19 protein-coding genes and 1 pseudogene are annotated in these 23,408 nt (G+C 54.1%); 17 read left to right on the top strand and 3 right to left on the bottom strand.

The window, feature by feature from the left end:
* Positions 1-27: 27 nt before the first annotated feature.
* Positions 28-732: a RadC family protein gene (gene radC, locus TH63_RS14340; protein ID WP_048921544.1), complete on the bottom strand. Its 705-nt coding sequence runs from the start codon at positions 730-732 to the stop codon at positions 28-30.
* Positions 733-881: 149 nt separating this feature from the next.
* On the opposite strand from radC, the gene TH63_RS14335 reads away from it, so the two are divergent.
* From TH63_RS14335 to TH63_RS14310, 6 genes and pseudogenes are all read left to right on the top strand, one after another.
* Entirely contained in the window at positions 882-2,117 is a 1,236-nt protein-coding gene (locus TH63_RS14335; RefSeq protein WP_048921543.1) for a metallophosphoesterase, read from the top strand.
* A gap of 258 nt (positions 2,118-2,375) precedes the next feature.
* Entirely contained in the window at positions 2,376-3,113 is a 738-nt protein-coding gene (locus TH63_RS14330; protein ID WP_048921542.1) for a hypothetical protein, read from the top strand.
* Between the two features lie 84 nt (positions 3,114-3,197).
* Positions 3,198-3,890, top strand: a complete 693-nt coding sequence (locus TH63_RS14325) for a carboxypeptidase-like regulatory domain-containing protein (protein WP_048921541.1) — start codon at positions 3,198-3,200, stop codon at positions 3,888-3,890.
* Between the two features lie 157 nt (positions 3,891-4,047).
* Positions 4,048-5,025, top strand: a pseudogene (locus TH63_RS14320) (PLP-dependent cysteine synthase family protein); the annotation flags it as partial.
* 180 nt (positions 5,026-5,205) lie between these two features.
* Entirely contained in the window at positions 5,206-6,492 is a 1,287-nt protein-coding gene (locus TH63_RS14315) for a sensor histidine kinase (protein WP_048921539.1), read from the top strand.
* The gene (locus TH63_RS14310; RefSeq protein WP_048921538.1) at positions 6,489-6,920 is read left to right on the top strand and encodes a response regulator; all 432 of its coding nucleotides are present in this window, start codon (positions 6,489-6,491) and stop codon (positions 6,918-6,920) included. The genes TH63_RS14315 and TH63_RS14310 overlap by 4 nt, the downstream gene beginning before the upstream one ends.
* A gap of 97 nt (positions 6,921-7,017) precedes the next feature.
* On the opposite strand, the gene TH63_RS14305 is transcribed toward TH63_RS14310, so the two are convergent.
* Complete coding sequence (locus tag TH63_RS14305; RefSeq protein ID WP_231583480.1) at positions 7,018-7,857, bottom strand: sulfite exporter TauE/SafE family protein; 840 nt, start codon at positions 7,855-7,857, stop codon at positions 7,018-7,020.
* Between the two features lie 460 nt (positions 7,858-8,317).
* Entirely contained in the window at positions 8,318-9,964 is a 1,647-nt protein-coding gene (gene ade, locus TH63_RS14300; protein WP_048921537.1) for an adenine deaminase, read from the bottom strand.
* A 302-nt stretch (positions 9,965-10,266) separates the two neighbouring features.
* Here ade and cmk point away from each other — a divergent pair, with 302 nt between their 5' ends.
* The 11 genes from cmk to TH63_RS14240 all read left to right on the top strand — a co-directional run bounded on the left by cmk (position 10,267) and on the right by TH63_RS14240 (position 23,403).
* Complete coding sequence (gene cmk / locus TH63_RS14290) at positions 10,267-10,962, top strand: (d)CMP kinase (RefSeq protein ID WP_048921535.1); 696 nt, start codon at positions 10,267-10,269, stop codon at positions 10,960-10,962.
* 76 nt (positions 10,963-11,038) lie between these two features.
* Positions 11,039-11,935, top strand: a complete 897-nt coding sequence (locus TH63_RS14285; RefSeq protein ID WP_048921534.1) for a 4-hydroxy-3-methylbut-2-enyl diphosphate reductase — start codon at positions 11,039-11,041, stop codon at positions 11,933-11,935.
* 76 nt (positions 11,936-12,011) lie between these two features.
* Positions 12,012-12,554, top strand: coding sequence for a DUF502 domain-containing protein (locus TH63_RS14280; protein ID WP_048921533.1), 543 nt, complete (start codon positions 12,012-12,014; stop codon positions 12,552-12,554).
* A 467-nt stretch (positions 12,555-13,021) separates the two neighbouring features.
* Positions 13,022-15,568: a family 20 glycosylhydrolase gene (locus TH63_RS14275; RefSeq protein WP_048921532.1), complete on the top strand. Its 2,547-nt coding sequence runs from the start codon at positions 13,022-13,024 to the stop codon at positions 15,566-15,568.
* Positions 15,569-15,596: 28 nt separating this feature from the next.
* Entirely contained in the window at positions 15,597-16,052 is a 456-nt protein-coding gene (locus TH63_RS14270) for a hypothetical protein (protein WP_156180628.1), read from the top strand.
* Positions 16,053-16,213: 161 nt separating this feature from the next.
* The gene (locus tag TH63_RS14265) at positions 16,214-17,023 is read left to right on the top strand and encodes an alpha/beta hydrolase (protein ID WP_048921530.1); all 810 of its coding nucleotides are present in this window, start codon (positions 16,214-16,216) and stop codon (positions 17,021-17,023) included.
* Positions 17,024-17,053: 30 nt separating this feature from the next.
* Positions 17,054-18,265 (top strand): PQQ-dependent sugar dehydrogenase, encoded by a 1,212-nt coding sequence (locus TH63_RS14260; RefSeq protein ID WP_048921529.1) that lies wholly within the window; start codon positions 17,054-17,056, stop codon positions 18,263-18,265.
* Between the two features lie 305 nt (positions 18,266-18,570).
* Entirely contained in the window at positions 18,571-19,038 is a 468-nt protein-coding gene (locus TH63_RS14255) for an ATP-dependent zinc protease family protein (RefSeq protein WP_048921528.1), read from the top strand.
* Between the two features lie 22 nt (positions 19,039-19,060).
* Positions 19,061-19,996, top strand: a complete 936-nt coding sequence (gene rimK, locus TH63_RS14250; protein WP_048921527.1) for a 30S ribosomal protein S6--L-glutamate ligase — start codon at positions 19,061-19,063, stop codon at positions 19,994-19,996.
* Positions 19,983-20,915: a succinylglutamate desuccinylase/aspartoacylase family protein gene (locus tag TH63_RS14245; RefSeq protein ID WP_048921526.1), complete on the top strand. Its 933-nt coding sequence runs from the start codon at positions 19,983-19,985 to the stop codon at positions 20,913-20,915. Before rimK ends, TH63_RS14245 begins: the two co-directional genes overlap by 14 nt.
* Before the next feature lie 112 nt (positions 20,916-21,027).
* Positions 21,028-23,403 carry a TonB-dependent receptor gene (locus tag TH63_RS14240; protein WP_076606497.1) on the top strand — a complete coding sequence of 792 codons (2,376 nt, stop codon included), beginning with the start codon at positions 21,028-21,030 and terminating at the stop codon, positions 23,401-23,403.
* The last annotated feature ends 5 nt before the right edge of the window (positions 23,404-23,408 follow it).

Below are 23,408 nucleotides of genomic sequence, written 5' to 3'. Positions count from 1 at the left end.
AAACAATCAACAATTAACAACCAGCCATCACAAAAGGTCCTCATCCGCGAAGCTGTAGTAGCTGCTGTCGGTGAAGATGAGGTGGTCCAGAATGGGGAGATCCAAAACCTTTCCGGCTTCCTGCAGTTTTTTGGTGAGGGAGATATCAGCCGCGCTGGGTTTTAGCTGGCCCGAAGGATGGTTGTGCACCAGAATGATGGCGCTGGCCAGGTTTTCCAGGGCGTGCTTGAAGATGAGTTTGGGATCGGCCACGGTGCCGGCCACGCCTCCGGTACTGATCTGTATTTTCTTCATGATGGTGTTGGCACGGTTGAGGAGAATGATCCAGAACTCCTCGTGGGGCAGGTCCAGGAGGTGGGGCTTGATGTAGTCGTAGATGTCAGTGGAGCAGGTAATGCGGGTTTTTACGGCGGGGGCGGCCTCTTTGCGTCTTCGGCCCAGTTCCAGGGCGCTCACAATAGAGATGGCCTTGGCTTCACCGATGCCCTTGTGCTTCTGCAGTTCCTTGACCGTGAGGCGGGCCAGGGCGTTCAAATCATTGTCTACCGCGGCCAGAATCAGCTTGGCCACGTCTACGGCGCTCAGTTTAGGCGTGCCGGAGCCAATGAGAATGCCAATGAGCTCGGCGTCTGAGAGGGCGGCACGGCCTTTGAGCAGAAGCTTCTCACGGGGGCGGTCTTCCTCGGCCCAGGATTTTATGGAAAGCGGGGCAGGAGCGTAAACTGTTGACATAGGCAAAAGGTTAGTGATCAGGCAATCAGGTTGAAATTTTCAGTACAATTCTCTATGCCCGCAAATAGTTCACCGCCGCAACGCAATTTCCCGTACACCTTTTCTTGTAGCAACATGTTTCTTTGCCTTATATCTGCCTTTAGATTCTTATGGTTCGTTTGATCCTCACACTTTTACTTGTCTTTCTCATAGACGTCTACGTTTTCCAGGCGGTGCGCACCGTGTCGGTAGGGTTGCCTTTCCTGCTCAGGAGGGCCATTTTTGTGGGCTACTGGTCGCTCAGCCTGTTCACCCTGGGCACGCTGCTGGTAGCGCTTTTGACTCGGGGCACAGCCCCCAACCCGGTGCGCATGGAGGTGGCCAACCTGCTCTTTATCCTGTTCGTGTCTAAGCTGGTGGTGGTGCTTTTCCTGCTGCTGGATGATGGCATCCGGTTGGTGCAGTGGGTGTCTAACGCGGTGCGCGGACCAGAGAAGCCCCGGTTTGATCTGTCCAGACATACGTTTTTGAGCCAAATGGCGCTGGTGATGGGCGCTATCCCCTTCGGGACGCTCATCTGGGGCATGGTGAAGGGCGCCTATGATTACCAGGTAAAGAAAGTGACCCTGGAGTTTGCCAACCTGCCGGCCTCTTTCCATGGGTTCAAGCTGCTGCAGATCACAGATATGCACTCAGGTAGCTTCCATTCCGGGGAGCCGCTGGAGAAAGCGGTGGCCCTCATCAATCAGCAGGCCGCCGATGTGGTGGTCTTCACCGGGGACCTGGTCAACAACGTGGCCTCTGAGGTAGAACCGTACCTGGATATCCTGGCCAAAATCAAGGCGCCCAACGGGGTGTACTCTATCTTAGGCAACCATGACTACGGCGATTACGTGGCCTGGCCCAACCATGAGGCCAAGATCCAGAACCTGAACACGCTCAAGCAACACCACCGCCGCGCCGGCTGGGACCTGCTCCTGAACGAGCACCGGGTGCTGGAGCGCAACGGCGAGAAGATTGGGCTGCTGGGTGTGGAGAACTGGGGCATGCGCATGCATTTCCCTAAGTACGGAAGCCTGTCCAGGGCCCACGCCGGATCTGAGCACCTGCCGTTCAAGATCCTGCTCACCCATGATCCCTCGCACTGGGACGGCGAAGTGAACCAACACTACAAAGACATTGACCTTTCCCTCTCGGGCCATACCCACGGCATGCAATTTGGCGTGAACATTCCCGGGTTTAAGTGGAGCCCGGTGCAGTATGTGTACAAACAGTGGTCAGGGCTCTACCAGAACGGGAAGCAGTTTCTCTACGTGAACGTGGGGCTGGGCTTTCTGGGGTACCACGGGCGCGTGGGCTTTCTACCGGAGATTACGGTGTTTGAGTTCAGGCGCAGCCAGGCGTAAGGTGGCTCGGCCCATGGCCGGAAGATAAATTTTACCTGAAAACGAAACGTGAGAGTGCAATTCCTGTTTTAGGGCTGTTTTTGGTAAAACAGCCCTAAAACAGGAAATTTTTATTTTAAAGCGCTCTTTATGGTTTGCTGGCTTGTAAGCAAGTTTGTGGGGAAAGTGCAACTTGTATATAACCTGGGCCTTTGGTTGCCGTACCAAGGGGAGACAAGTGATGAGTAGGACCAGATGTTTCCTTTAAGATAAGAAATTATGAAAAAGCAGTTTTTGATTTTGATGGTGGTAGGGGCAATGTCTTTTACAGCCTGCCGTGAAGACGCCGGCACTTCAACAGAAACCCAGAACAATGATAGCAGCACGCCAGACAACGCATCGGGGGCTACTACTGACAGTACCGCCACCACCTATAACTATGACGCGGAGTACCGGGAACGGGCCAACCGCATGACCTCGCAGATGTCACAGGACCTGCGCCTGGATACCGCCACCCAGGCCCGCATAAGAACGGTGCTCTACAACCGGGCCCGGCACATGAACGAGCTGGAGACCCGCTACAGCAGCACCAACCGCAGCGCCGGGTACGCCGCAGACAACACCAGTGACATGATGGTGGCAGACAGCGGCGTGAGCACGCAAGGCAACATGGAAGTAACCGGCTACCCCGAGGACTATCCTACCACCTATTACAATGAGCTGGAGTCTTTGAATACCAACGTAGACATGGAAGTGAAAGGCCTGCTTACCCCAGAGCAGTTCAAGGCCTATGAAAGCAACCGTAACAAGTACTATGGTTATGAGTTGAAGCACAAAGCCCAGGACGGGTCTAAAATGAAAGTAGACGGTGATGAGGCCAAGATAAAGGCCGGCGATACCAAGGTGAAAAGAGACGGCGACGAGTCTAAAATCAAAACCGATAACGCCAAAATAAAACGTGAGAAGGGCGAAGTGAAATACAAGTCTGGTGACACTAAAATAAAACTGGAGAACTAACCGTTCTCTAGCTATCTTTGAAAGGCCTGCCCAGTAAGAAGGGTAGGCCTTTTTCTATTAAGGTTATTGCTCCTCTGCTACTGTATGGTCAAGCGTTTAGGCTTCTTGTTTTTCTTGGTTCTTGGCCTTCTGGTAGCGCAGGAGGGAGCAGCTCAAACCGCAGGGCACAGCATCTGGGTAAGCGGCCAGGTATTGCAGGAAAAAGACAAGTCACCTATTGCGGGGGCCTCTGTCTACCAGAAAAGCACCGGGCAGGGGGTGGCCACCAATGAGCACGGCGCCTTCCGGCTGCAGATACCGGCCTCAGACACGCTGGTGTTTAGGGCGCTGGGTTACAAAGAGAAAACGTACGTGCCCGCCCTGCGCAGCGTCACGGAGCTGCGGGTGAACATTCTGCTGCAGCAGGAAACCGTGCAGTTAAAGGAGGTGAAGGTGTCGCAACAGGCTACCCCAGAGAAAGTAGACCGCGTGCTGCGGAACATGAAACCCCGGCCTGCGCCGCCCAAACCCCGGTTAAACCCCAATATTCCAATTTTCCTGGTGCCGCCCGGGTCTCCCGCGCCCGCAGACCCGCTTATAAGTCCGCTTACGTTTTTGTATGAGCAGTTTTCTAAGGAGGGCCGGCAACGTAGCCGCGTGGCTAAACTCATGGAGGAGCGTGAACGGCAGAAACAGCTGGAGCGACTCATCATCCGGCAGGACTCCATTAGGCAGGCCCGCCTGCGCTATAACCGGTTCTTTAGAGACACCACCAGCTTCTATGACCCCCGTTGGTAAGCGCGCCCGGCCCCGGCCCGGCAGGTCTTAAAAATTTTGGTTACCTTTGCAGCTGCGTTTTGCAGGAGGTTAAATAGGTAAAAACCAACAGAACAGGGCGGTTGCGCCGGTGACGCCTGGTCACCTTTGCTCCCCTTCACCCATCACTCTTAAAACTATGTATTTCAACAATATTATTGAGGCCATTGGCAACACCCCCCTGGTGAAGTTGAATAGCGTCACAGACGGCATAAAAGCCACCGTGCTGGCCAAAGTGGAGTATTTCAACCCGGGTAACTCGGTGAAAGACCGTATGGCGCTGCGCATGGTAGAAGACGCCGAGAAGGCGGGCATCCTGAAACCAGGCGGAACCATTATTGAGGGCACCTCCGGGAACACCGGTATGGGCCTGGCCCTGGCCGCCATCGCCAAAGGCTACAAGTGCATCTTCACCATGTCTGACAAGCAGAGCAAGGAGAAGGTGGATATTCTGAAGGCTGTGGGCGCCGAGGTGATTGTTTGCCCTACCAACGTGGCCCCCGAGCACCCAGATTCCTATTATTCGGTGGCCAAGCGCCTGAACCAGGAGATTCCCAACTCGTTCTACCCCAACCAGTATGACAACCTCTCCAACACCGCGGCGCACTATGACACCAGCGGCCCCGAGATCTGGAAACAGACCGAAGGAAAGATCACCTGCTTCGCGGCGGGGGTAGGCACCGGTGGCACCATCTGCGGTATCTCAAAATACCTGAAAGAGCAGAACCCAGACATTAAAGTAGTAGGCCTGGACACCTACGGCTCTGTGTTCAAGAAATACAAAGAGACCGGCATCTTTGACGAGAATGAGATCTACCCCTACAAAACCGAGGGGATTGGCGAAGACATCCTGCCCAAGAACGTGAACTTTGACCTCATTGACACCTTCATTAAGGTAACCGATAAAGACAGTGCCCTCATGACCCGCCGCCTGGCCAAGGAAGAAGGACTATTTGTGGGCTGGTCTTGCGGTTCTGCCGTGTACGGCGCCCTGGAATACGCCCGCGAGCACCTCTCTGAGAATGATGTGCTGGTGGTGGTGTTGCCAGACCACGGCACCCGGTACCTGGGCAAGATCTACAATGATGACTGGATGCGCGAGCAGGGCTACCTGGACTAATTCCTGTTTTAGAGCCGTTTTCCTGAAAACAGGTAAGAATCGGTCTTCTGCTTTTTGAGAGTGGGAGACCGATTCTGGTTTTTAACCTTTGTCGCTTTATGCTACATTTGAGGAGCTGGCCATGGGCAAGGAAACATTATAGGGTAGTAGGCCGTTTTTATTCAGATTATACTTTTCATGGACAGAACCGTGCTTCTTTATCAATTACCCCAACAAATACCCTCAAGCGTTTCTGCCAAGGCCAAAGGGCTGGAAGGTCTGTTTCTGGCCAGTGAGCTTCTGGTGGTCACCGCTTTTCTCATGGTGGCGGCTATTCTTTTCTACCTCACCTTTAAACGCGAAGACCGGGAACGCAAGCTGGTACTACTCTTATTCGGGGTCATCGCCCTTATGGGCGGCATTGTGCACCTGTTCAGTTTCTGGGTGAATGACCGCTGGCTGGAGCCTTTGCTCATAGTGAAACTGGTGCTGGGCCTTATTGCCAACGTGGCGGCTATCATGCTCTTCAAGGCCATTCCCAACCTGCTGGCCATTCCCAGCCTGCGGCAACTGAGCCGAAACAATGCCGCCCTGCGCGAGCAGATAGAAGAACGCCAGAGAATAGAGCTAGCGCTGCAGGAGTCTAAGCAGGAGCTGGAGAAGCAGGTGCAAGAGCGCAGCGCCCAATGGATCACCGCCAACCGCGACCTGGAAGAGGAGATCAAGAAACGCCAGCGCGCTGAGAAAAAGCTCATGGCCAAGAATTACCAGCTGATAAAGAAAAACGCCGACCTGGACGACTTTGTCTACTACGCCTCCCGCGATTTAAAAGGGCCGGTTCTGAACGTGAGCGGGCTGGTGGAGGCCATCAGGGAAGACCTGCCGCCAGATAACCCAGAGCTGAACCAACTCTTTGCCCGCTTAGATGACTCCGTGGCCCGCATTCACCGCAAGCTCAACAACCTAACCGAGGTAAGCCGCATCCAGAAACCGCTGGAAGAGTCAAAAATGGACATGGTGCCCTTTGTGGAGGTGCTGGCACAGGTGAAAGCCCGCCTAGCCGAGCACTTACAGACCTCCGGGGCAGACCTGCAGGTAGATTTCTCGGCCGCGCCCGAGGTGTTTTTCTCCAAAGACAACCTCTTCAGCCTGCTGTACAACCTGCTTTCTAACTCCATCAAGTACCGTGAGCCCCAACGGCCCCTGCAGATTTTCCTATCCTCTGCGCTGGAAGAGGGCTACATTGTCCTGAAAGTGCAGGACAACGGCATTGGTATTGATATAACTAAATACGGTCCTCAGTTGTTCTCCTTGTTCCGGCGGTTCCATGACCACGTAGAAGGCAGCGGCGTAGGACTTTACATCATAAAACGAATTATGGAGAACAACCGCGGCAAGGTAGAGGTGGAGAGCGTGATAGGCGAAGGCACCACTTTCCGGCTGTATTTTGTGAACCATCTTAAAGCTACCGCCACACGCGTATGAAAAAATTAGACGGTGTATTGCTCATTGACGATGATGATACCAATAACTTCCTCAACCACCGCCTGCTCAGCAGGATGAAGATCACAGACAAGATCAAGGAATTCCGGAACGGGAAACTGGCCTTTGACTACCTGTATGCCGTAAGCCAGGGCCACGTAGAGACGCAGTCCACGGACTATTTCAAGCCTGCCCTTATCCTGCTGGACATTAACATGCCGGTCATGGATGGGTTTGAGTTCCTGTCACTGTTTGAGAAGCTGGACCCGGGTTTCCGCAAGGACGTGGTGCTGGCCCTGCTCACTACCTCAGAGCACAACCAGGACACCGAACGCGCCGCCGCCGGCCACATTGCCTACCTTACCAAGCCCCTCAACGAAGAGAAGGTGCAGTATCTGCTGGATACCTATTTCCAGGAGAAGGAAGGCTAACCTGTCAGCATCTGGGCAAAGCGTTTTAGGCCTGTTTTCAAGAAAACGGCCCTAAAACGCTTTGTCTGGTAAAAGGGTAACCGGGCAAGCCGATGCGCTAGAATTCGTATTTGAGGAAGATATGGATGATCACGCTGGCCCCGGCCAAGACCAGCCCAATGCCAATAAGCCGTTCAGACGATTTGCGGGAGGTAGTGGCTTGCCTTTTTTTGAGGATATTCCCCAGCAACGCCCCCACCGCGAAGGCCAGCATTAAAGGAATGCTTTGGTTCCAGTCAATATTGCCCAGCCAATAGTGCGAGGAGATGCCGGAAAGGCTGGTAATGATCAGAATAAACAAGGAGGTGGAGATAGCAATCTGCGAGGGGATGTTGAAAGCCTTGATCATAATGGGCGTCTGGAGAAAGCCGCCCCCAATCCCAAACAGACCGGCAATAACGCCCGTGCACAGTCCCAGAAACGCCATCAGGCTGCCGTTCAGCCGGTAGGCCAGGTGCCTGGGGTGGTTCTTCCGGATAAAGGAAGTGGGCATGCGGTTAATGCGGTACATCATGCCGCGCTGGCGGGTCTGTACCTTGCGGTAGGTGGCCAGCATGTAAATACCAATGGATAGCACAAACAAGGCAAAGAACACCTGCATGGGAAGCACCGGAATGTAGGCCACCAGAAAAGCCCCGATCACGGTTCCCAGCATGGCCGGCAACTGCAGCAGAGAGGCCACCACGTAATCAATACTTTTCTCCCGGAAGTTGAAGATAGACGCGACCAGCGCCCCCGGAAGCAAGGCGCACATGGCACTGCCAATGGCCAGCTCAATAGGAAACTGGAAGAAAATGATCAGGATGGGCACCAGAAACACCCCGCCCCCAAAGCCCACCATCGTCCCGAAAGCGCTTACCGCCACCCCCACTAAAAATAGAAGAATTTCTGTAATCAAGCTGTTGGGAATAAATGACCTGGTCAGGGGAGAGGCAGATATATTTCCCTGGCCTCCTGCTAAACCCTCTAGTTGCTTACTGCCCTACCCCGGAATGGTTGCTGCCCGCAGGAAAGAAGTAAGGATATCTAAGGGAGCGTATGCCCCATATGTCCTCCTGAAAGGACCTGGTGGGTAAGCTGTAGAAGCGCAAACTCTTCCGCTTTTCCAGTTCGCCCACAAGGTCCTTTCAGGATGACAATAAAAAAATAGAAGGAGAATACTGCCCTCTACGGCGCGGATTTACTTCCGGGACTCACGCTTTCCGTTACCCCTTTGAAGTTCATTCTAACCACCTATCTTTTGCAGGCGTTTCGTTCCACCTTGAAGGCCAGGATGACTACTCGTGCTGACCAATAGCCTGTTTTGAGCATGTTTTCCGCAAAACAGCCTTGAAACGCCAATGAGCTATCTCTCTTTACTACTCATCAGCTATCACGTCTACAAACTGGAAGTTCTGGCCGTCAAACAGGCCTTTGTCTGAGAGCTTTAGGGCAGGAATCACCAATAGGGCCATAAAGGAAAGGGTCATGAAGGGCGAGTTGAGGGTAGAGCCCAGGTCTTTGGCGGCGCGGTCCAGCTTGGCGTATTGCTCCGCCACCCAGTAGCCGTCTTCGGCGGACATGATACCCGCTACGGGCAGGGGAAGAATTTCCTCGCGGGCACCGTCTACCACTGAGATGCCGCCTTTGGCGTCAATGAGCAGGTTCACGGCGCGGCAAATGCTTTCATCATCCGCGCCCACGGCAATAATGTTATGAGAATCATGGCCCACGCTGGAGGCAATGGCCCCGCGCTTGAGCCCGAAGTTCTTGATAAAGGCGATAGCGGGTTCAGCGTTCTGATAGCGGTTTACCACGGTCATCTTCAGGATGTCAAATTTCACATCGCTCACCAGGTTGCCGTTTTCCAGCTTACCGTCAGTGGTCACCAAGCCGGTGATCAGTTGCCCGTCATAGGGTTCAATCACGCGTATGCGGGTAGGCCCTTCGGCGGGCAGCCGGAATTGCTCTACGGTTTTGCGCTCCGCATGGAAGTTGTTGATGACCTCACTGGGCGTGAATTCAATCTTGGTCTTTCCGTTTTCGGCCACCAGCTTGCCGTTGATATAGGTTTGCAGGATATTGAAGTCCTGGGGGTTGTCAATGACAATGAAATCGGCGGGGTCTTTCTCCTGAAGTAGGCCCACCTCCAGCTTGTAGTGCCGCACCGGGTTCACGCAGGCGGCCTGCAGAATGTGGAACAGGTCGTGGCCTTTGGCCAGGGCGCGCTTCACCAGTTCATTGATGTGGCTTTCCACCAGGTTGTCTGGGTGCTTGTCATCTGAGCAGAACATGATGTTAGCGGAGTGCTCTGAGAGCAGCTCAATGAGGGCCTCAAAGTTCTTGGCGGCGCTGCCTTCCCGTATCAAGATCTTCATGCCTACGGCCAGCTTGTCCAGGGCCTCGTCGGCGGTGAAGCACTCATGGTCGGTGGTGATGCCAGCGGCGGCGTAGGCAGCGGCCTGGTCGCCCCGCAGGCCGGGGGCGTGGCCGTCTACCTGCTTGTCAAACTTCTGGGCCAGGGTTATTTTCTGCATCACCAGCTCGTCCTGGTGCAGGACGCCGGGCCAATTCATCATCTCGGCCAGGTACTTCACCTCGGGCCGCAGAAACAATTCCTCAATGTCTTCGGGCGTTATTTCGGCGCCCGCCGTCTCAAAGGGCGTGGCCGGCACGCAGGACGGGGCCCCGAAGAAAAACTTGAACGGTACTTTCTTGCCGTTGTCCAGCATGTATTCCACCCCTTTGAGGCCCAGCACGTTGCCAATCTCATGCGGGTCTGAGACGGTAGCCACCGTGCCGTGCACCACGGCCAGGCGCGCAAACTCAGAGGGCACCAGCATAGAGCTCTCTACGTGCACGTGGGCGTCAATGAACCCGGGCAGCAGGTACTGCGTTTGGGTGACGGGTTCCCGCACAATGCGGACAATCTGGCCATCCATCACCTCTACGGTGCCCTGGAAAATCTCCTGCCGCAACACATCTATAATGTTGCCGCTTACTTTGAAAAACCTGGGTGTTGCCATGAGGTGTGTTTTAGAGGAGTTTTGAGAAAAACAGGCCCGAAACCGAGATGGTTATAAAATCCCGTGGCGGTTCCGGCAGATAACGTGTATCTTTGCGTCCAAAGTTAATGGTTTTGAGAAAGTTTTTTTCCTTTGGGTTGATTTGGTGCCTGGCACTGGGGGCGGTAAGCCCTGCCTGTACGCACAAATCTTCGTCCTCGTTGAGCAAGAAGACCAAAAGTTACCAGCGTCAACAACGTTCGGGCAAGGGAATTCCCTGCCCCACCAAAGATTGCTAATCCTCAATTTCCCTAAGGAAAGGTATGAAGAAGATTGTAGTAGCTCTTGACGGGCACTCCTCGTGCGGTAAAAGCACCACCGCCAAGCAAGTGGCAAAAGAATTAGGGTACGCGTACATTGATACCGGGGCTATGTACCGGGCAGTTACTTTGTATTTTCTGGAGCATTACATAGACCTCACCAACCCCAAAAAGGTGCAGGAAGCCTTGAACAACATTGAAGTCACCTTCCATAGAAACCCCAAGAACGGCCGCAACGAGGTGTTTTTGAACGGCCTGAACGTGGAAGACGAAATCAGGAAAATGTACATTTCTGAGAAGGTGAGCGAGGTGAGCGTGCTGGCCCCTGTGCGGCACGCCATGGTGGCCGAGCAGAAGAAAATGGGCAAGCGCCGCGGCGTGGTCATGGACGGCCGCGACATTGGCACTGCCGTTTTCCCAGATGCCGAGGTGAAGGTCTTCATGACCGCCGATGTGGACACCCGCGCCCGCCGACGCCAGGAAGAGTTGCTGGAGAAAGGCCAACTGGTACCTTATGACGAGATTGTGCAGAACCTGAAGAAGCGCGACCACATTGACTCTACCCGTGCCGAGAGCCCGTTGCGCCGCGCTGAGGACGCCCATTTGCTGGACACCTCGCACATCACCATTGACGAACAGGTAGATTTTGTACTGGATCTAGTGGCCTCTGCCCAGGTGCAGATAGAACTAGCCCGGTAATTGATTTGTTAAAAAGATAAGTAAAACCCCAGGGCCGTAGCACGCTTTTGGTCCACTTGATATTGGTGTCCTTAATATGAATGTAACCATAGATAAAAACTCAGGCTACTGTTTTGGGGTAGAGTTCGCCATTCAGATGGCCGAAGATGAGTTGGAGGAAGTGCAGGAACTGTATTGCCTGGGTGACATTGTGCACAACAGCATGGAGGTGCAGCGCCTCTACAACAAGGGCCTGCGCATCATTGACCGCGAGCAGCTGCAGGAACTCCGGGACTGCAAGGTCCTGATCAGGGCGCACGGCGAACCGCCCGAAACCTACCAGACCGCCCTGGAGAATAACCTGGAACTGATTGACGCCTCTTGCCCTGTGGTGCTTAAACTACAGAACCGCGTGAAGCACGCCTATGACAACGTAAAAACCCAGAACGGCCAGATTGTACTTTATGGGCAGCAAGGCCACGCCGAGGTGATTGGCTTAGCCGGCCAGACCCGTAACGAGGCCATTGTGGTTACTACCGAGGAAGACCTGGACCAACTGGATTATACCCGCCCCATCACGCTGTTCAGCCAGACCACCAAGAGCACTAAAGGCTTCTACAAGATGAAGGAGCTGATTGAGGAGCGCGTGGCCGCGGCCCGCAACAGCGGCATGGAGACCTTCAATCTGGACGCCAACGACAGCATCTGCCGCCAGGTCTCTAACCGTGAGCCGCAACTGGACAAGTTTGCGCAGCTGCATGACGTGGTCATCTTTGTGAGTGGTAAGAAAAGCTCTAACGGCAAGGCCCTGTACGCGGTGTGCCAGCGGGTAAACCCGAACAGCTACTTTGTGGAGAACGCCCAGGAACTGGACATGGCCTGGTTTAAAGACGCGGCCTCGGTGGGCATCTGCGGCGCCACGTCTACGCCCATGTGGCTGATGCAGGAAGTGGCAGACGCCATTCAGGCGCAGCGCCACCCGGTAGCGGAGTAGCCCTAAAAACAAAATATTAGAGAATGAGTATATTGGAAAGCCCCGGAGACGGGGCTTTTTTCCTATCTTCCTGAACATGAAACGACTGCTTCGCTATTTTTTAAATGGCTTTCTGATTGTAGCCCCCATCTCGCTTACCGTTTACATTATTGTTGCCATCATCAATTGGCTGGATGATCTTTTCTGGCTGGAGTACCCCGGCGTAGGCCTGCTTTTGATTATCCTGCTTGTGACCATTGTGGGCTTTGTGGGTTCTTCGTTCCTGGTAAAGCCGTTTCTGGTGATCACGGAGCGCGTCATGAACCGCCTGCCCCTGGTGAGCATGATCTATTCCTCGCTCAAAGACCTATTTGACGCCTTTGTGGGCGAGAACCAGAAATTCAACCAACCGGTGCTGGTCAAGATGACCCAGTACCAGGATACCTTTAAACTGGGGTTTGTGACGCAGCCCTCCATGGAAGCAATTCACCTGCCAGAAAAAGTGGCTGTCTATTTCCCGCACTCCTACAACTTCTCGGGTGAGCTCTTTCTGGTGGACCGGGAGAATGTCACCTACCTGGACATCCCAAGCGGGGAGATGATGAAGTTCATTGTGTCTGGGGGCGTGTCCAGTCTATAGCTTTTCTGTTTTGGGCCTGTTTTACTGAAAACAGGCCCAAAACAGAAAAGCCTGCCGCAAGTTTAGCGGTAGCGTAACTTGTGGTTTTTCATAGGAGGGAGTTTTCAACTCCCTTATTCCTCTTAGAAAGCAAGTTAGAAGTACTGGATAGAGTACGTAAGTTTATAAACTTACTAAATGGCAAGCCACAAGTTACGCGGTCGCTAAACTTGCGGCAGGGAAAGGAAATCCGTTTTGGGCCTGTTTTACAGAAAACAGGCCCAAAACGGATTTTTGTCTTTTACCACCATTACCCTGGTGACTAAGACCGGGCAGGGTATTTGCAATAAACCGCTCGGGAAGCAGGAATCTGGGCCAGTTGTGATATATTTAAGCATCCGAAAGGGGAGGGCTGTGCCATTTGAGGTGGCGGCTTCTTCTCCTTGCAGATTCAATTGCGTTTCCTTTCAAGTAAAAAAGTCTCCCTCATGAAGCACCTCCTCTTTACCCTGTTAAGCGTTTTCTCCCTTGTCGCTGCCGCGCAGGCCCAGACGGGCGCTAAAAAAGTACAGCCCAAACAGATTCGGCTTACCTGGGAAGTGGTAGAAGAGAAATACCAGGGCAAAAACCAAACGCTGTCGGCGCTCACCATTAAGAACACGGGCACGGTGCCTTTGACGGCCACGGGCTGGAGCCTTTATTTCCATTCCACCCCTTCGTTCAAGGCGAAGGAAACCCCTGCCCCGGTAAAGGTAGAGGCCATCAACGGCGACCTGCTGCGCATGGAACCTACTGCTGCTTTCAAGGCCATTCCAGCCGGGGGCACGCAGCGCATTGAGTTTGTGGCCGCCGGCCAGATCCCGAATGACTACCGCACACCCAAAGGCTTTTACCTGGTCTATGATGACACTAAAACCCAGGGGCACCCCATAGCGGTGGAAATCAAAAAGCCTACTCATAACAGCATCAACTGGATTAAGCCCGAAGGAATTTACGAGCAAAACACCACCATCAAAGACCTGCCAGCCGAGAAGCTGACCAAAGTGTTTCCTACGCCCACGGAGTACCAGGAAACCGGACAGGACTTTACCTTAACGGGCGCCGTGCCGGTAGTCACGGACCAGGCTTTCCAGAAAGAAGCCAATTTGCTGGCCGGTCACCTGGCCACGGTTTTCGGGAAAAAGCCAGCCGTTACCACCACGGGCGCTGGCAAGTCCATCAGGTTGCAGCAGAAGATAGGCCTGGGGCCCGAGGGGTATGAACTGGCCGTGAGTCCGCAGGAGATCCTGATCTCTGCCACCACGCCAGCCGGGGCTTTTTACGGGACCCAATCGCTGAAGACCTTGCTTCCTCCTTCGGCTTTAGCCAAAAAACAAACCTCTGTGGCCGTAGCCGGGGTGCTGGTGAAAGACACGCCCCGGTTTGGGCACCGGGCGTTCATGATGGACGTGGTGCGTAATTTCCAGAAGAAAGAGCAGGTCTTGAAGGTGTTGGATTTGATGGCCTTGTACAAACTCAACGTGCTCCATTTCCACCTGAATGATGATGAGGGCTGGCGGATTGAGATTCCGGGCCTGCCCGAACTTACGCAGGTAGGCGCCCGCCGGGGCCACACGCTGGATGAGAAGGAATTCCTGATTCCGGCCCTGGCTTCGGGGCCTGACGCGGCTACCTCTACGGGCAGCGGGTACTATAGCAAAAAAGACTTTATTGAGATCCTGAAATATGCCATGGACCGGCACATAAAAGTGATTCCGGAGATAGAGACCCCAGGCCATGCCCGGGCCGCCGTCAAATCTATGGATGCCCGCTATGAGCGCCTCATGAAAGCAGGCAAAAAGGCCGAAGCCGAGCAATACATGCTGCGCGATGTGAATGATAAATCACAGTATCGGTCGGTGCAGTATTTCAATGACAACGTCATGAACGTGGCCCTGCCGTCTACCTATGCTTTTTTGGAGAAGGTAACCGATGAGTTGCTGGCCATGTACAAAGAAGCCGGCGCGCCTATTGAGACCATCCACTTCGGGGGAGACGAGGTGCCCAACGGCGTGTGGGAAAAGTCGCCGGTGGCGCAGAACCTTATGGCCAGTAACCCCAAGGTGAAGACCGTGGATGATCTGTGGTATTACTTCTTCGGGAAGGTGAACGATATGCTCAAGGCGCGTAACCTGTACCTGTCTGGCTGGGAGGAAATTGGCCTGAGCAAGGTGCGCACCAACGGCCGCCTGAGTTACGTGCCTAACCCCGATTTTGTAAAGGAGAACTTCCATGTGGACGTCTGGAACAACCAGGGCAGTAACATTGACCTGGCCTACCGCATGGCCAACGCCGGCTACAAGGTGGTCCTGACCAATGTGTCGCACTATTACCTGGACCTGGCTTACCAGCGGGAGTATGATGAGCCCGGCCATAACTGGGGAGGTTACGTGGACCTGGACAAGACCTTCTACTTTAATCCCTTTGACTACATGAAAAGCATGCGGGTAAGTGAAGACAACCAACCGCTCTCGGCCACGGTACTGTCGTCCTATGCTAGCAAAGAGCAGTTGAAGCCCGAGGCCCGCGCCAACATTGTAGGCCTTCAGGCCCCGCTCTGGAGCGAAGCCGTGCGCACCCCCGAACGCCTGGAGTACATGCTGCTGCCTAAACTTCTGGGCTTAGCCGAACGGGCCTGGGCCCCAGATCCTGCCTGGGTCACCAACCCCGAATCTGATCAAAGCAAGGCGGCTTACGCCAAAGACTGGTCTGCCTTTGTGAACGTGCTGGGCAAACGCGAGCTGCCGCGCCTGAGCTATTACGCCGGAGGCTTCAATTACCGCATACCCACGGTGGGCGCCAAAGTGGAAAACGGAAAAGTAATAGCCAACGTGCAACTGCCTGGTTTTACCATTCGCTACACCACCAACGGCTCCGTGCCTACCATTAAGAGCAAAGTATATACCGGGCCTATTGGAGAGAAAGGTAAAATTTCCCTGGCCGTTTTTGACGCCGCAGGCCGGAGTAGCCGGGTGACGATTGTGGAGAATAAGTAATTAGAAGGCAACTAACGAAATGGGGCAAATGGTTAAGCTGGAGGTGCTTTCCTCCAGACAAAAAGTTCTTTTGGGTATTAGTTTAGTTTTGTATGCCATCTCACTTACCCAGGTAGGCTTTTCCTATGTGTACCAAGAGCAGGTACAATCCATAGAGGGTTGGCTTCTCGTTTTCATGGGAGGAATGTCCATTGCCGGTGGAGGACTACTTGAATGGGTGATATGGCTTGCAAACCCGTTATATATTTTTTCAATCATTTTTGCCTTGAAGAATGATAAAAATGCTCTTTCAACCATTGGTATTGCTTTTCTTTTAGCGTTAGATTTCCTTTTCTGGAAAGAGGTGTTAGCTGCTGAAAGTGGTACCATGGGCCCAATTACCTCGAGGGGAGTAGGATACTTCCTTTGGTTGAGCAGTATATTCATCTGGGCGGCTACTCTGTATATGCAAAACTGGAAGCGGATAGTCGCAAAGTTAAGCTAGGACTTTATTGGTTTGGTGAATTACGGAACATCCTGTTTCCACCCTCTTTTCAGAAAAACGCCCCTAAAACAACTCTTGCCCAAACTTTATCCGTAGAAGAAACTTCTTTGGTCAATAACTTGCGCCCGAGACCTGATACATCTAATTCCAGTCACCAATCCGTGTCCTTCATCCAACTCAAATCCTCTAAACTACATTACCGCGTCATGGGTAACGGGCCCAAGGCGCTGGTGGCGTTTCATGGGTACGGACAGGAAGGACACTATTATGACGCCATGGCGCGCACGCTGCAGCCAGACTACACGGTGTATGCGGTTGACCTGTTCTTTCATGGGCAAAGCTCGCTCAGCAAGGCAGACCAGCCGCTGTCTAAAAGAAAACTGCAGGAGTTTATTCAACAGTTACTGGAGAAGGAAGAAATTGGGCGGTTCTCGGTGATGGCGTTTAGTATGGGCGGCAAGTTCGCGCTGGCTACGCTGGAGAAGTTCCATGACCAGATAGACGAACTGTACCTTATTGCCCCAGACGGTATCAGAACGCATTTGCTCTATAGCCTTGCTACCTACCCGGGTTGGCTGCAGGGCGTGTTCAAGGGCATTGTGCTGCGGCCCACCCGCTTCTTTAAGACGCTAAACTGGCTGGAGCGTAAAAAGTGGGTGAGTTCGGGTCTGGTGAAATTCGCCAATTGGCAGATGGACTCGCCGCAGAAAAGAATGCGCGTATACCGTAGCTGGACCGGCTTCAGTAACCTTACCTTTGACATCCGTAAAATTGTACGCATCCTTAACAACAGCCACATTGAGGTGACCGTGTTTCTGGGCAAGTATGACCAAATCATCTCCCAAGACCGGCTGCAGGAGTTCCTCAATCAACTGGAAAAGCATGAACTGGTAGTCTTGCAAACCGGCCATACCAATCTGCTATACACAGTGGCCACCTGGCTCCGGAAAAACCGGAAAGCCACCTCATAATAAACCAACACCTTCAACTATCACCTGACTATGAAAAAAACACTTCTCACTAATTTAAGCGCGAGCCTTCTGGTTCTTTTATGCCTGGCGGGCTGTAACTCCAAAACAGATACCCCAGCCACCACAGACAAAGGGGAAACGCCTTCGGCTGCGGCCGAGGACACGCTCTCAGAAAACGTAACCGAAAAGCCGGCCACCGATGCCAACCTGGCCAAGATCACGCTCCCAGACGGTTTCCAGATCAGTTACTATGCCCAGAAAGTAGAGAACGCCCGCTCCATGGTGCTGGGCCCCGATGGCACGCTGTACGTGGGTTCCCGCGACAAAGGCAACGTGTACGCGCTGCCAGACAAGAACAAAGACGGCAAGGTAGACGAGGTCATTGTGCTGGCCAAAGGCCTGAAGATGCCCAACGGCGTGGCCCTGCGTAACGGCGCCCTGTACGTAGCCGAGATCAGCCGAATCACCCGTTATGACAACATAGCCGCCAACCTCAAGAACCCGCCTAAGCCGGTGGTGGTTTATGATAAATTCCCTACGGAGGAACACCACGGCTGGAAATACATCGCCTTCGGGCCCGATGACAAACTCTACGTGCCGGTGGGCGCGCCCTGCAACATCTGCCTCAGTAAAGACCCGGTGTTCGCCTCCATCACGCGCATGAACCCAGACGGCTCAGGCCTGGAGGTATTCGCCCATGGCGTGCGTAACACCGTTGGCTTTGACTGGCACCCCACTACAAAGGAACTCTGGTTCACCGACAACGGCCGTGACCTGATGGGCGACAACCTGCCACCCGATGAACTGAACCGCGCCCCAAAGAAAGGCCTGCATTTTGGCTACCCGTTCTGCCATGCCGGTGAGATCCTGGACCCCGAGTTTGGCAAAGGCAAGAAATGCGCAGACTACGTGGCGCCCGTGCAGAAGCTTAATCCGCATGGCGGCACGCTGGGCATGGAGTTCTACACCGGCACCATGTTCCCAGACACATACAAAAACCAGATCTTCCTGGCCGAGCACGGCTCCTGGAACCGCACCGAGAAGATTGGCTACCGCGTGAGTCTGGTGCGCACCAATGCCCAGGGCCAGTCCAGCTTTGTGCCGTTTGCCTCCGGTTGGTTGCAGAACGGCAAGGAGTGGGGCCGCCCCGTAGACGTGGAACTGATGCCAGACGGCTCTATGCTGATCTCAGATGACATGAACGACGCCATCTACCGCATTATCTACACCGGCAAAAAGTAATATAAAATTTGAGTTCGGAAAGGAGTCTATACTTACGAGTATGGCTCCTTTTCTTTTTATATTGCCCCTCTTTCTGTCATTCTGAAAGGATATTGTTGGCGAACTGGAAAAGCGCTTTAGTAAACCTGTTACAGCTTGCCCACAAGATTTTTCCAAAAGGACAGAAAAGGAGAGCAGACTCTGTTTATGGCTCGTTTTCTTTAAATCGGCCCCAAACTGAGTGTTCAACCCCTTTGCCGTTTTAGAGCCGTTTTCCTGAAAACAGGCCCAAAACGCGTTTTCACCGGTGCCGGAAATGAGCTACTATGAAAAAGAAAAGTCCTGAGAAAAGTATTATAGGCCGCCGCGAAATGGTTGATTTTCCGGAGCTGGAGCTGTTTGAGATAGAGGCTAAGGTAGATACAGGCGCCTTTACCTCATCCATCCACTGCAATAACATACGGGAGGTAAACCAGCCGGACGGGCAGCGCGCCATTCACTTTGAATTGTTAGATGACCGGCACCCTGCCTATAACCATAAGGCCTTTGAATTCACAGATTTTTCGCTCCGGAACGTAAAAAGTTCTTTCGGTGATGTGCAGGAGCGCTACATTATCCGTACTAAGATCATTATTCACGGGCAGGAGGTGGAAACCGAGTTTTCCCTTTCAGACCGCAGCGACTTGAAGTACCCAGTGCTGCTGGGCCGTACGCTGCTCCGCAAGCGTTTCATCGTAGACGTGTCCCGGAAAAATCTGTCCCTCAAGGCCAAGAACAAAGCCAAAAAGAAGTAACTCACCCAAGACATTCCCTTTTATGAAAATAGCGATCCTCTCGCGCGATCCTAAATTATATTCTACCCGCCGCCTGGTGGAAGCCGCCCAACAGCGGGGCCATGAGGCAGTGGTGCTGGACCACCTGCGCTGTGACCTGGTCATGGAAAAAGGCGACCCGCATATTCTTTACAAAGGCGAACTGCTTACCGGCATAGATGCCGTGATTCCGCGTATTGGGGCCTCAGTGACCTTTTACGGCACGGCGGTGGTACGGCAGTTTGAGATGATGAAGGTGAAAAGCGTGGTAGCCAGCCAGTCCATTGTGCGGTCAAGAGACAAACTGCGTAGCCTCCAGATTATGGCCCGCGCCGGCCTGGGTATGCCCAAAACCGCCTTCACTAACTACTCCAAAGAAGTAAAGGAACTGATCAAGGAAGTAGGCGGGGCCCCGCTGGTGATTAAATTGCTGGAAGGCACACAGGGCCTGGGCGTGGTACTGGCTGAAACCCAGAAAGCCGCCGAGTCGGTGATTGAGGCCTTCCATAACCTCAAGGCCCGCATTATCGTGCAGGAATTCATTGCCGAGAGCAAGGGCGCCGACATACGCGTATTTGTGGTGAACGGCGAGGTGGTGGGTGCCATGAAACGGCAGGGCAAGGAAGGTGAGTTCAGGTCTAACCTGCACCGCGGCGGCAGCGCCACCCTCATCAAACTGTCCCGCGCCGAGAAAGCCGCCGCCCTCATGGCCGCCAAGTCTCTGGGCCTGGACGTGGCCGGGGTAGACATGCTGCAATCCAAGCGCGGTCCCCTTATTCTGGAAGTCAATTCCTCGCCGGGGCTGGAAGGCATTGAGAAAGCCACCCAGAAAGACATTGCCGGCAAGATCATTGAGTTTACAGAACTGTTGGTGGCTAAACCGAAGGCCAAGAAAGCGAAGCAGAAGAATAACCCAGACAGCGGTGATGATCATCAATGATATTCCCATCTACCCGGGAGACCGCAAACTGGTTAGGCTCACCATCTCCAAGCTGCCCAGCGGCACCGAGATAGACATTCCTATCCATGTGTTCAGGGCGGAGGAGCCGGGGCCGGTGCTGCTTCTCCTGGCCGGCATGCACGGCGATGAGGTGAACGGGGTAGAGGTGATCCGACGCATGATCCGGCGTGAGATCCTGAAACCCCTGAAAGGCACCATTCTAGCCATTCCTATCCTTAACATCTACGGCTTCCTGAACTTCTCCCGCGAAGTGCCGGACGGTAAAGACGTGAACCGCAGTTTTCCGGGCAACGCCAAAGGCTCTTTGGCCAGCCGCGTGGCAGATAGGTTCACCAAGGAGATTCTGCCGCTGGTTGACTATGGCATTGACTTCCATACCGGTGGACGCAGCAAATCAAATTTCCCGCAGGTACGCTGCCGCCTGGAGCACGGCGAAAGCGAGGCCCTGGCCAAGGCGTTCGGGGCACCGTTCATCCTTAATTCCAATTACCGGCCCGGCTCTTTGCGCCAGGAGGCCGCCAAGCTGGACAAATCCATCATTGTATACGAGACCGGCGAGTCGCTTCGGTTTGATGAACAGGGCATTATCATGGGCATGGAAGGCGCGGTGCGCGTTTTGCACCATTTGGGCATGCTGGAGACATCGGTGCCCATCTCGCACCCGCCTATCATCTGTGAGCGCACCACCTGGGTGCGGGCGCCGCGGGCCGGGCTGTTTAGGAGCTTCGTGAAGAATGGGCAGGCGGTGAGCCGCGGGCAGCAGATAGGCGCTGTCTCTGACCCCTACGGCTACGTCACGCACCCTATCACTACGCTGGTCAGCGGCTACGTGGTAGGCGTGAACCACATGCCGGTGGTAAACCAAGGCGATGCCATTATCCATTTGGGCTTAAAGTAGATTTTTTTGGAAGGACGTAAGGGTATTGGTAGTTTAGGCTGTCAATAGGCATAATAGGGAGAAAAAGAAGCCTTCTCCTGACCTAGACCAATACACCTAAACCCTTCTATCAATGTCCTTTTTCACCAAGCGCCCTGGTTCTGCGTCCAGGCGTGGCCGGCTGCTATTTACGGCGCTGGCGTTCCTGTTGCTGCCTTTCACCGGACTGGCCCAGAAATTCACTATCAGTGGCTACGTGCGCGACGCCAAATCGGGGGAGAACCTCATTGGGGTAGCCATCTTCAATTCCGTGACGGGCCAGGGTACCGCTACCAACGCCTATGGCTTCTACAGCCTTACCCTTCCCAAAGACTCCGTGAAACTGGTGGCCTCTTACGTGGGCTATGAGCGGGGCCTGTTCACCACTTACCTGGACAAGGACCTGCAACATAACCTGCTGCTGGCCCCGGCCGTGACTACGTTGCAAGAGGTGGAGATTGTCAATACTCAGGTAGAGGAAGACATCAGGGAAACCACCCGTATGAGCACCATTAACATGAGTGTGGCCCAGATAAAGGCGGTGCCGGCGCTGTTTGGCGAGGTAGACGTGCTTAAGGTGCTGCAGTTGCTGCCGGGCGTGCAGAGTGGGGGCGAGGGCACCAGCGGCCTCTACGTGCGGGGCGGCGGCCCAGACCAGAACCTGATTCTGCTGGACGGCGTGCCGGTCTACAATGCCTCGCATTTGTTCGGGTTTTTCTCGGTCTTCAATGCCGATGCCCTCAACAACGTGGAACTGGTGAAAGGCGGTTTCCCGGCGCGCTACGGTGGCAGGCTCTCCTCGGTGCTGGACATCTCCATGAAGGAAGGCAACATGAACGAGGTAGACGGCGAAGGCTCCATCGGGCTCATTGCCTCCCGCCTCACCGTAAGTGCGCCTATCAAAAAAGACGAGGCTTCTTTCATTGTCTCGGGCCGAAGGACATACATTGACGTGCTGGCGCGCCCGTTCATGCCCAAAGACGAAGTGGCCGGCTATTATTTCTATGACCTCAACGGCAAGCTCAACTGGAAGGTAAGCGAAAAAGACCGCCTTTACCTGAGCGCCTATACCGGCTACGACGAGTTCTACGCCACCTCTGAAGGCAGCCGCACCGATAACCAGAAAAGCCGCGCCGGCCTGGGCTGGGGCAACCTCACCTCGGCGTTCCGGTGGAACCGGGTCCTGAACCAGCGCCTTTTCCTAAACACCCACCTCACCTACACCAAGTACCAGTTTGACATCAGCAACGAAGAGGAGGCCACCTACCAGGGCAAGGACTACAACTACAAACTCAAGTACCTCTCCAACATCCGGGACCTGAGCGCCAAGCTAGATTTTGACTTTATCCCTAACCCCAGCCATTACATCAGGTTCGGGACGCAGTTTGTGGACCACCAGTTTCAGCCGGGGGCCTTGCAGGTGCGGGGCAACAACGGCGGCACCGCCGAGGACCTGGACGTGAACACCGTGAAAACCAATGCGCAGGAGATGGGCCTGTACCTGGAGGACGATGTGCGCCTGTCGGAGCGGGTGAAGTTGAACGTGGGCCTGCGGGCGAATGGCTTTGCGGTGAACAAAGAGTTTTACTCCTCGCTGGAGCCCCGGGCCTCGGTACGGTTCATTGCCAATGAGAAACTGAGCCTCAAGGCCTCGTACGCCAACATGACCCAGTTCATCCACCTGCTCACCAACAGCGGCATCGGCCTGCCCACCGACCTCTGGGTTCCGTCAACGGACAAGGTAAAGCCGCAGCGAAGCCATCAGGTAGCCATGGGTGCCACCCGCACCCTGGCACAAGACAAGCTGGAAGTGAGTCTGGAAGGCTACTACAAAACCATGCACAACCTCATTGAATACAAAGAGGGCGCCTCTTTTATTGGCATTTCCAACAGCTGGGACACCAAGGTGACTACCGGCAAAGGCTGGGCTTATGGCCTGGAGCTGTTCCTGCACAAAAAGACCGGCCGCACCAACGGCTGGATCGGTTACACCCTGGCCTGGTCTAACCGCCAGTTTCCAGACCTGAACCGCGGCGAGAAATACCCTTACCGTTATGACCGCCGCCATGACATTGAGTTAGTGGTCATTCATCAGCTGAAGCCCAATCTGTCTTTATCTGGTACGTGGGTGTACGGCACCGGCAACTCCATTACCTTACCTGAGGCCCGCTACGTGGTGGGCGAGGCCTGGGAGGGTGGCTACGGCGGCACCCAGACCTATAATGACTACGGTTCGCGCAACGGCTACCGCATGGCTGCCTACCACCGCGCCGACATCAGCCTGAGTCATACCAAAAAGAAAAGCTGGGGCGAGGTAGTGAACAACATCAGTTTCTACAATGCCTACAACCGCAAGAACCCCTATTACATCTACATCGCCGGCGGCGAGAACGAGGGCGATGCGCCCAGGTTCAAGCAAGTGAGCCTGTTTCCTGTATTGCCGTCTGTGAGTAAAACCTTTAAGTTCTAGAAGCG

It is taken from the genome of Rufibacter radiotolerans, from assembly GCF_001078055.1.
GTDB lineage: Bacteria > Bacteroidota > Bacteroidia > Cytophagales > Hymenobacteraceae > Nibribacter > Nibribacter radiotolerans.
Note: the sequence above shows the minus strand (reverse complement) of the source record. Positions and strands in the feature narration are given on the sequence as shown.

Bases quoted from the DNA above. Each gene is read 5' to 3' on its own strand.
- TH63_RS14275 (WP_048921532.1), top strand. From the start codon at position 13,022: ATGAAGCACCTCCTCTTTACCCTGTTAAGCGTTTTCTCCCTTGTCGCT.
- TH63_RS14315 (WP_048921539.1), top strand. From the start codon at position 5,206: ATGGACAGAACCGTGCTTCTTTATCAATTACCCCAACAAATACCCTCA.
- TH63_RS14325 (WP_048921541.1), top strand. From the start codon at position 3,198: ATGGTCAAGCGTTTAGGCTTCTTGTTTTTCTTGGTTCTTGGCCTTCTG.
- cmk (WP_048921535.1), top strand. From the start codon at position 10,267: ATGAAGAAGATTGTAGTAGCTCTTGACGGGCACTCCTCGTGCGGTAAA.
- TH63_RS14310 (WP_048921538.1), top strand. From the start codon at position 6,489: ATGAAAAAATTAGACGGTGTATTGCTCATTGACGATGATGATACCAAT.
- TH63_RS14255 (WP_048921528.1), top strand. From the start codon at position 18,571: ATGAAAAAGAAAAGTCCTGAGAAAAGTATTATAGGCCGCCGCGAAATG.
- TH63_RS14245 (WP_048921526.1), top strand. From the start codon at position 19,983: ATGATCATCAATGATATTCCCATCTACCCGGGAGACCGCAAACTGGTT.
- rimK (WP_048921527.1), top strand. From the start codon at position 19,061: ATGAAAATAGCGATCCTCTCGCGCGATCCTAAATTATATTCTACCCGC.
- TH63_RS14240 (WP_076606497.1), top strand. From the start codon at position 21,028: ATGTCCTTTTTCACCAAGCGCCCTGGTTCTGCGTCCAGGCGTGGCCGG.
- TH63_RS14260 (WP_048921529.1), top strand. From the start codon at position 17,054: ATGAAAAAAACACTTCTCACTAATTTAAGCGCGAGCCTTCTGGTTCTT.
- radC (WP_048921544.1), bottom strand. From the start codon at position 732: ATGTCAACAGTTTACGCTCCTGCCCCGCTTTCCATAAAATCCTGGGCC.
- TH63_RS14335 (WP_048921543.1), top strand. From the start codon at position 882: ATGGTTCGTTTGATCCTCACACTTTTACTTGTCTTTCTCATAGACGTC.
- TH63_RS14280 (WP_048921533.1), top strand. From the start codon at position 12,012: ATGAAACGACTGCTTCGCTATTTTTTAAATGGCTTTCTGATTGTAGCC.
- ade (WP_048921537.1), bottom strand. From the start codon at position 9,964: ATGGCAACACCCAGGTTTTTCAAAGTAAGCGGCAACATTATAGATGTG.
- TH63_RS14285 (WP_048921534.1), top strand. From the start codon at position 11,039: ATGAATGTAACCATAGATAAAAACTCAGGCTACTGTTTTGGGGTAGAG.
- TH63_RS14330 (WP_048921542.1), top strand. From the start codon at position 2,376: ATGAAAAAGCAGTTTTTGATTTTGATGGTGGTAGGGGCAATGTCTTTT.
- TH63_RS14270 (WP_156180628.1), top strand. From the start codon at position 15,597: ATGGTTAAGCTGGAGGTGCTTTCCTCCAGACAAAAAGTTCTTTTGGGT.